This window comes from Desulfosalsimonas propionicica, assembly GCF_013761005.1.
Classification (GTDB): domain Bacteria; phylum Desulfobacterota; class Desulfobacteria; order Desulfobacterales; family Desulfosalsimonadaceae; genus Desulfosalsimonas; species Desulfosalsimonas propionicica.
Genome location: NZ_JACDUS010000008.1, coordinates 135046 through 144504, shown reverse-complemented (window position 1 = coordinate 144504; position 9459 = coordinate 135046). Strand labels below are relative to the sequence as shown.

General features: G+C 47.0%; 6 protein-coding genes. 3 read left to right on the top strand and 3 right to left on the bottom strand.

Annotated features, from left to right (window positions below):
• Positions 1-652 precede the first annotated feature (652 nt).
• Entirely contained in the window at positions 653-859 is a 207-nt protein-coding gene (locus HNR65_RS13215) for a hypothetical protein (RefSeq protein ID WP_181551984.1), read from the top strand.
• 793 nt (positions 860-1652) lie between these two features.
• On the opposite strand, the gene HNR65_RS13210 is transcribed toward HNR65_RS13215, so the two are convergent.
• Positions 1653-2168 (bottom strand): hypothetical protein, encoded by a 516-nt coding sequence (locus HNR65_RS13210; protein WP_181551983.1) that lies wholly within the window; start codon positions 2166-2168, stop codon positions 1653-1655.
• 88 nt (positions 2169-2256) lie between these two features.
• The gene (locus tag HNR65_RS13205) at positions 2257-2997 is read right to left on the bottom strand and encodes a tyrosine-type recombinase/integrase (RefSeq protein WP_181551982.1); all 741 of its coding nucleotides are present in this window, start codon (positions 2995-2997) and stop codon (positions 2257-2259) included.
• Positions 2998-3962: 965 nt separating this feature from the next.
• Between HNR65_RS13205 and HNR65_RS13200 the strand changes: the two genes are divergently transcribed.
• Positions 3963-4841: a DMT family transporter gene (locus tag HNR65_RS13200; RefSeq protein WP_181551981.1), complete on the top strand. Its 879-nt coding sequence runs from the start codon at positions 3963-3965 to the stop codon at positions 4839-4841.
• Between the two features lie 75 nt (positions 4842-4916).
• On the opposite strand, the gene HNR65_RS13195 is transcribed toward HNR65_RS13200, so the two are convergent.
• On the bottom strand, positions 4917-5264 hold the full coding sequence (locus tag HNR65_RS13195) for a hypothetical protein (RefSeq protein WP_181551980.1): 348 nt from the start codon (positions 5262-5264) through the stop codon (positions 4917-4919).
• A gap of 463 nt (positions 5265-5727) precedes the next feature.
• Here HNR65_RS13195 and HNR65_RS13190 point away from each other — a divergent pair, with 463 nt between their 5' ends.
• A complete protein-coding gene (locus tag HNR65_RS13190; RefSeq protein ID WP_181551979.1) occupies positions 5728-9258 on the top strand; it encodes a PAS domain S-box protein in 3531 nt (1176 codons plus the stop codon).
• Positions 9259-9459 lie beyond the last annotated feature (201 nt).

Below are 9459 nucleotides of genomic sequence, written 5' to 3'. Positions count from 1 at the left end.
CATTCTCGGGCCGCCGCCGGTCCGACCGATGTGCTTGAGTCTTCGATCAACTATCTGGGAATTTCAGTCTATCCCGGCATCTACCGGATGACCCATAAAAAATACTTGTGTTTTTTCTGCCATGACGCTTAATTCTCCAGCTTAATCCACTCAATGTGCTTATACGAGAATATAAGGAAAGAGCATTTAAGGCAAGCGTAACCTCAAATGCCGATCAGGACACAAACGGGTCACACCATTTTTAATTAAAGATGTGGAAGGGTTAAACCAAGGTGTAACCTTGTGACCCTTGTAACTTCAAAAATCCAAAATTTTATTTTCCACTCTCATACCAGTCATGGCAAATAGCTTTCATGCTCTATTCGTGACCGGCTTGGCGGAAAATATCCGGGGCAAATTACCGGGATCTTTTAGTGCCGAACCGCACAGAAACCGCCGGGCTTAAAACCTCAAAGAAATGCCGAATATTTTTGTGAAACCAAACAGAAATTACCGGCCAGAAACCTTGGAAAAAATTACCGCTGTTTTCTGTCCGGCCGAACAGAAATAGCCTGGCAAAAAACTGAACTGTTTTTTCTCCCAATCCCAACAGAAATTTCCGCCCTCGAATCTTTAAAGAAGGCCCAGGAGTTTTCTATGGAAGCGGGCAGAAATGGACCAGGGTAAAACCGCCGACCGAACCGGCGGGGATAATAGCCCGGCATTGCATGAACCGAAATCGTTTAATCTTGGGCCGCTCAGCGATCCGCTGCGCAACCGTCAAGGGGGAACCCCTGAAAAGAAAGGAAGGTGTGACCTCAAACGCCGATCAGGTCAAATGCGGGTCACACACTTTTTATATAAAAATACAGTCATTTAAACTAAGGTGTAACTTTGTAACCCCTGTAACTTCAAAAATCCGAAGTTTTGTTTTCCCCTATTAAACCAAACGGGGCCGCCGACTTCCAAGCACTATTCACAAGCGGCCGGCGGGAAATAATCCGGTGTAAATCGCCAGGATCTTTTTCCGACAAGCCGGACAAAACCGCAGGGCTCAAAAATCCAAAGAAAAGCCGGGGCATTTTCTGTGGCACCAGATAGAAATTGCCGGACCAAAAACCCGGAGAAAATCCCCTCCTCTTTTCTGGCCAGCACCATAGAATTTTCCAGCGGGAAAACCTTTCGATTTTTTCTGCCGAAAACCACAGAAATTTTTGGCCGAAAATCTCTGCAAATCTCGCCGCTGATTTCTGTTCGCCCGAATAGAAAGAACCTCGCAAAAAACTAACCTGTTTTTTCTCCCGACCCGAACAGAAATCCCCGCCCCCGAATCTTTAAAAAAAGCCCGGGCATTTTATATGGAATCGGTCAGAAAAGATCGGAGGGGAAACCGCCGGGCGCACCGGCAGGGATAATAGGCAGGCATTGCCGGGATTGAAATCGTTTAAATTTGAGCCGCTCAGCTATCCGCTGCGCAACCGTAAAGGGGGGGTTCCTTAAAAGTAAGGTAAGTGTAACCTCAAATGCCGCTTGGGTCACAACCGGGTCACACCCTTTTTATTAAAAAATACGGAAGGTTAAACCAGAGTGTAACCTTGTGACCCTTGTAACTTCAAAAATCCAAACTTTTATTTACCACTCCCAACCCAAATATTCATCTCGTCTATTTTGGCCTATTCGGGAAACACAAACTCATGCAAAAAATCCTGGCCTATTGTCGCGTTATGAATTTTAAGCACATCATGCCATATGGATTGTGCAATGTTCAGATATTTGCAAAGCTTATCTGGTGTTATATCCTCCACCTTATCATATTTGGCTGGCCCCAAATGCCTTAAACTATCATAGACAGCAAAAAATTCCTCGATATCATCGGGAATCGGATCTTTGATCAGATTCCTATAAGCTGATCGAAGATGGGGAGTCCTATCGCCTTGAGGGGGAACATTTTGACCCAGTAACTCTGCAACGCTTGTTCCGGCCAGAACTAGGGTAATAGCAGCATCAATCACGAAATCATCTTCATCATATTCTAAGCTGTAATCAGCCTCTTCCCCTTCCCTTAAAGCATACTTTTTCCAATTATCAATTATTCTTTCAAACTCCTTTAGTGCTAACCTCCAAAACGTCAGTTGGAAATTAGCGACTTTTGGGCCAGAGCTGTCACGGGTTGCAAATCTTTTCCTCATTGTCCTTCCTTAAAAGGAAAACATGAGCCTATACTTTTTTCTTTCTTTCTCGTTTTCCAAATGCCAAAAATTATAATAGGGAACGGATCTATTTATTTTCCTGCATAGAAATAACATCTCCTTGGCTGGTCTGTTCCCCTGATTCTTCCTTGAAAAGATTCGCCAGACTTTTTGCAGCCTCCTGGCGCAAGCCGGGCGAAAAATGGCTATACCGGGCCGTCATTTCAAGGGAATGGTGGCCCATCAACTCCTGAATTAACTGAATGGGATAACCCTGCATCGCAAGTTGTGAACCATAGGTATGCCGTAAAGAATGAAAACTGATCCGCTGCTTCGGGTCTGTGACCCCTTCGTTTAACCCCATGTCCTTGGTCACTTCGTAAAAAGACCGTGAAACGTGCTTCTGTATCCGCCCCTTTGTATCCGGGAAAACCAAACCTGTGAAGCTCTTGCCCTTCTTGGTCCTCACGGCTATGAGTTCTTGGAACATATCAGAAATTGCTTCATTCATGTAAACAGCCCGGTCCCGGCCGGCCTTGGGGTTTCTTATGGTAATGGTATCCGCATTAAAGTTAACGTCCGGCCATTCCAGGGCGGCAATTTCACCGAATCTAAGGCCGGCATGAAGGGCCAGAACACATTGACACCACAACGTAAATGATTTGGCCTTTGCCTGGGTCAACAGGTCAAGGGCTTGGTCCGGTGACAGGAACCCGGTCCGCTGATTATTGATTTTCGGAAAAAGCTTTTTCGCTCCATCAGTAGGAACCGGCCCGCTGTATAAGCCCCATTCAATAGCCTTGTGATATATGGCCCGAATCTCCTGCAATACCTGAAAAATGGTGGCGTCAGCCCGGCCTTTTTTCTGAAGATCCCGCTTTAAAGATTCCAGGTGGGGGAAACGGGATATGCTTCTCATGGGAAGGTCGGCAAAGCGTTTCTTCAGATGGTTATCATACCGGCTTTTATCCTGTGCATAGGATTTCTTGTTGTTTTCGGACCATTTCAGGTATTCAAGGGCGGCCGTCCCGAAAGTGATGTTTTCCCGGGCGGCCGCCTCCTGTTTCCGTTTCTCTTGTTCCCGCTGCTGCGCATCGAGCGCCCGCATTTCCGCGACAGATTGAGGGGCCTGGCCCAATCGGATGTTTGAAACAATGCGGGTCCTGATCTCGTTTGCGTCAAAAGCGGTCATGCCCTCTGATAACCATCCAACGGGCTCCTCAAACGTCTTTCCGCCCTTGTTGTACCGGACAAAAAAATATTTGTCTTTTTGTCGATTATAGATCCTGGATGAATGGACCCTGTATCTGACTCCCGGAAATGGAGACTTTGTCTTTTTGTTCATGTACCCTCATCCCACTTTACAGGCAATTTAGAATAGCCGGCACGGGGTTAACTCAGCCCCGTTTTTGCCCCACTCCTGCCCCGGAGTTTGCACTTTCCCGCTTTTTCCTTACGATTCATTTAAAATTAAAAAACAGACAATCTTTATAATAATTACAAATACTAAGGACTGTCCGGGAAGTCAAGGGAATTTGTGGTAATATGCCGAAAATGCTAAATTTTATAAATTCCTAATCCATGTGCCGCAGGTTCGATTCCTGCCGGGGGCACCAGGTTTTCGGAATGTGGGATTTTCAAAAAAGGCACTTTGACCTCTTTCTTCTATCCGCTTACTGCTATAAAAAAACCCGATTATTGATATTGCTTTGCCATTTTTTTGTAAAAGTGGTTATATTTGGATGGATACGGCCGATTTAAAATTCTTGGACAGGAGGGCTTTTATTCCGCGTTATGGTTTCCTCTACGGCATGGCTGGCAGCCGGTTTCGTCCTTCTCTGGAACTCGGGATTCATCGGTGCGGAATATGGTCTGCCGTTTACCGGACCGTTTACTCTTCTGTTTTGGCGTTATTGGGCACTGACATGCATTCTTCTGATTTACCTGACGCTAAGCGGCCGGCTGCGTTGGCCTGGCTTTTATGATGCCGCCATTGCATTGCTTGTGGGGTTTCTTGCCCATGGTGTATGGCTGGGCTGCGTGCTCTTTTCATTGCAACAAGGTGTTCCCGCAGGCATTGTTGCCCTGGTTGTGGCTCTCCAGCCGATGCTCACCGGCGCCTTGTCCGGCCCCGTTGTGGGGGAACATACGCCCCTTAGCCGCTGGTTTGGATTGTTGATCGGATTTTGCGGAGTTATTATTGCCGTGGGAGCCCGGACCAATCTAAGTGATGCCGGATCCGTTTTTGGGTACTTTATTCCGTTCGGGTCCGTGGTCGGGATAACGGCGGCAAGTCTGCTTCAAAGGTACATAGAAGTGCACGGCCGCGCCCATCGCCTTCCCGTGGATATCTCGCTTTTCTACCAGAGTCTGGCGACTGCCTTGGCAGCAACGATTCCCGCAATAGGTCTTGAGAGTTTAGCGACCCGCTGGGCACCAACGTTTATGAGCGCTATGGTTTGGCTTATTCTCGGCGTCTCCCTGGCAGCTTATGCCTTGATGTGGTTGCTGCTTTCGCGACTCGATGCAACTCGTGTGGCAAGCCTTTTTTATTTGGGGCCGCCGGTAACCATGATAATGGCATGGGTTGCATTCGGCGATACGCTTCAGTCAACAGACGTCATCGGCCTGATTATAGTGGCAGCAGGCGTGATAGTGGTGCAGCGGCAATAATTGTCCGAACGGATCAAATTGATATTTCCAAACGATTGCTCTCAATATCCATCTGATGATGAATCAGGTTTTTTATCATTCTTCACCATCGAGAATCTTTTCGGCCTCCTCGATGCTTGTGACATTTTTGCCGCTGTAGCCTAAGTCAAGGGATACATAATCAAATTGCATATGACCCAGAAGTCCGGACCACCGATGTACCCTTGCAACTTTTGACAGATTTCGGGCTAAGAAAAATTCCTGTATTTCCTTTATATATTTCTCAAATATTTCATCCTGATATTCATAACCCCGCAGATCTGTCAGACATGTAAACCCGTCTGTCAACTTCTCGCATTCGGATTTGGCTTTATCAACAAAAGATTGCATCTCGGCTTCATCTTTGATTTTGCCGACTGTTATGTAAATCCTGTTTTTGTCCACATCAGCCCAAACGTTATGCATTATCTATCCCCCTTTTTTAGTTTCAGAAATATGCAAAAAATAAACATTGTTGTCAATTGAGAACAAAGGCAATTATTCAGGCCGATATTGGCATTCTTAATGGTAACGCCGCAACAAAAACCGACTTTATTGTGCTTCTTTTCTTTGCTTTTCTCAAGAGGGCCATGAACTGATCAATGGCTGCAAAACAGGTTGAGGCATGCCGGAGTGTGCGGGCTTGTTTTTGCAAAACACCTATACTGTTGTTATATTTAAAAAAAGACCTATTGTGGTTATCACGTTCTCGGTCTCATGCCGCCATTCATATAATCTGCCCTCCCGCCGAGACAGACTGCACTATATTATGCTCCCGGTTATTTCAGTTACCTGATGAGAATGAAAAGGCTATCCGCCAGATCAAATCGTGTTTGGGCCGCAAAAGAAAATTTACAGGAATAAAGAAATGACAGATTCTGAAATCTCAGAAGAAGAGGCCCGTGAATACGCAGAGAGTGTCATCAACACTGTGCGTGAATCCTTGATCGTTCTGAATCAAGATTTAAGGGTGATTTCCGCCAATCGTTCCTTTTATGACGCTTTTCAGGTAAAACCTGAAAAAACCGTTGGGCAGTTCATCTATGACCTGGGCAACAAACAGTGGGACATTCCCAAACTGCGACAACTGCTCGAAACCCTGCTTCCCCGAAAAACAACCCTTGATAACTACGAGGTAGAACACGTATTTGCCGGCATCGGCAGACGCACCATGCTTTTCAATGCCCGGGAAATTCAAAGAAAATCCGGAAAAGATCGGCTTATCCTCCTTGCCATAGAAGACATCACCGAACGCAAACGACTGGAAAACTTGTTATCAGAGTCTGAAGAACGCTACAGGCGGCTTTTTGAAACGGCAAATGACGGGATGTTGCTTCTGGAAAAAGCTGAAGGAAAAATAATCCATGCCAATCCTGCCATCACTGAAATGTTGGGTTATCGTCATGATGAGCTTTATGGAAAAGAAGTCATAGATATCGGTTTTCCAGGAGATATCGGGACCATCCGGGAAATATTGCAGGCACTGGAAACCGACGGCATCCTTACTTACAAAGATGCGCCGGTGCAGACAAAGACCGGGCAAATAATTTATACCGACATTTATATGGTCGATAAGGCAAGGTTGGTGCAATGCAATATTCGCAATATCACCGACCGCAAACGGATGGAAGAAGACTTACAAAAAATTGAGTGGATGCTTTCCAGCCGAAAGAAAACCCCTTTGTCCGAAGACCACGCCTCAAGGACGCCTTATGTCCCGCCTTACGGGGATTTGACACAACTCAATACCAGCCGGGAAATACTTGATGCGGTAGGAGAAGAAACCCTTAAAAATATCGTAGGCGATTTCCTGGATATGCTCGAAACCTCGGTTGCGGTTTATGAAAAAAACAGCGATTATGCCCTGGGCATATTTTCTTCTGCCTGGTGCAGGCTCATGGATCAGGCTTCATATCGTTTGTGCAGGACAGATGACCTTTCAAAGGCCCTGAGCTGCGGCAGATGGCTTTGCCATGAATCATGCCGGGAAACCGCAAAACAGGCCGCAGAGACAGAACTTCCGGTGGATGTTGCGTGTGAAGGCGGAATCCGGCTTTATGCCGTGCCGATATTTGCCAGCGGCGAGATAATCGGCACGATTAATGTCGGCTACGGCGACCCGCCAACTGAGATTAACAAATTGTCAGAGCTGGCCAAAAAATACAGTGTAGATGTAAAAGACTTAATCGCGTGTTCAAATGCCTATGAAAGCCGCCCCCCTTTTATCATTGAACTGGCCAAACAAAGAATTCATTCCGCAGCTCATTTAATCGGCGAGATCCTGGAGCGCAAGAGAGCCGAAGAAGCCCTGCGCCGGTCTGAGAACTACTACCGTGCCATATTCGAGACCTCCGGCACGGCTATGTTCATTATTGAAGAGGACACAACAATTCCTCTTGTTAACTCTAATTTCGAAGAACTTTCCGGATATTTAAAGCAAGAGGTTGAAGGAAAAAAATTCTGGACTGAATTTATTCAATCCGATGATTTGGCCTGGATGAAGGAAAATCATTATTTGCGGCGTCAGAATCCGGAGGCTGCACCACGGCATTATGAGTTCCGTTTCATTAATCGCCGCAATGAAAAACGAAATATTTTGGTGGCCGTGGACATGATCCCCGGAACCAATCGCAGCATCGCTTCCTGCATTGATATCACCGATCGCAAAAAGGCCGAGGATGCCCTGCGTCAGTCTGAGAATTACTACCGCGCCATATTCGAAACATCGGGTTCGGCAATGTTTATTCTTGAGCAGGATACCACCATTTCGCATGTTAATTCCAACTTTGAAAAACTGTCAGGCTATTCCAGGGAGGAACTTGAATGGAAAAAATCCTGGACCGAGTTTGTGCATTCAGATGATGTGGAATGGATGAAAAAAAATCATTATTCGCGCAGGCGTGACCCCCGGGCAGCTCCCCTCAGTTATGAGTTCCGTTTCTTTTCCCGTAACGGCGAACTGCGCCACGGCTATCTGACCGTCAACATAATTCCCAACACTACACAGAGCGTGGTTTCTCTTATAGATATTACTGAACGCAAGCGAGCGGAGATGGCGCTCCGGCAAAGCGAGGCCAAGCTCCAAACCATCATCGAAGCAGCCGAAGGCTTTATTTCCACACATGACCGGCAGCTGAGAATCGAGTTTATGAGCAAGTCGCTTATCGATAAAATGGGCCGGGACGCCACAGGCGAATTTTGCTACAAGGCCCTGTGGGGCTTTGATTCTCCATGCCCCTGGTGCCGCAGCGATTCGGTTTTTGACGGCAAGGCCGGGCGCCTGGAATATCAAAACCCCAAAACCGGGTGCTGGTACTATACCATTCTGTCGCCCATCTTTAATGAAAGCGGCCGGGTTTCCACTCTTGAGGCCCTCACCATTGACATTACGGAGCGCAAGCGCCAGGAAATCGCTCTTGCCGAGCGCGCGGCCTATCTGGACAAGGAAAACATCCGCCTGAAATCCAGCATGAAAGAGCGTTTCCGGTTCGGCGATATCATCGGCAAAAGTCCCGCAATGCAGGGTGTTTACGACATGATTGTAAAGGCCGCGGCAACGGGTTCCAATGTGGTGATTTACGGTGAAACCGGAACCGGCAAAGAGTTGGTGGCAAAAGCGATCCATGAAAACAGCGATCGCCGGGATGCACCCTTTGTGGCGGTCAACTGCGGTGCCATCCCGGATACGCTTATTGAAAGCGAATTTTTCGGATATAAAAAAGGGGCCTTTACCGGGGCGGAACAAGATAAAAAAGGGTTTCTGGCGATGGCAGACGGAGGAACCCTGTTTCTGGATGAAATAGGTGAAATCGGGCATGGTATGCAGGTCAAACTCCTTCGGGTTATTGAAGGATACGGCTATACGCCGGTTGGCGAAAATACCCCGGTTTATCAAGACATCCGGTTGATTGCAGCCACCCACCGCAACCTTAGCGAGCTGGTCAAAACCGGGGTCATGCGGGAAGATTTCTTTTACCGGATCGATGTCATCCCCATACACATTCCCCCGCTGCGGGAGCGACGCGACGATCTGCCGTTGCTTATCGAGCACTTCCGCCAGGCTTATTCCGATCAGGCCGGCTTTGCCCCGCTCACCGGAGAAATTCTCAACGCCATCCAGAACTATGACTGGCCGGGCAATGTGCGGGAATTGCAAAATGTTCTTGACCGCTACTTTACCCTTGGCTTGTTTTATATTCCCAAATCATTGACAGAAATTCCTCAGCCGAAGCCAACAAAGAACCCGGTTGAACTAAGGGAAGCACTGGCCCGGTATGAAAAAGATTTGATTCTCTCGGCACTCGAGCACAGCAAGTGGCGCCGGGGGCGGGCTGCTGATCGGCTTGGAATCACCCGCCGGACTTTGTATAAAAAGATGAAAAGATACAGGATCGATTGATCTTTTTTTGAGAAAAATGATTCCCGATTTTATTGAGCCCCCGAATATCCTGCCAAAAATCGCCGCTTTTTTACTTTTCGGGAACAATTATTCCCACACCTTCTTTTATACTCACCGCCGATTCTTTTTTATTTACTCTAAAAATCAAGTAGTTAGATTAAATTTTTGTGTTGGTACAAATTTTGTATATGTTTTTCCTTC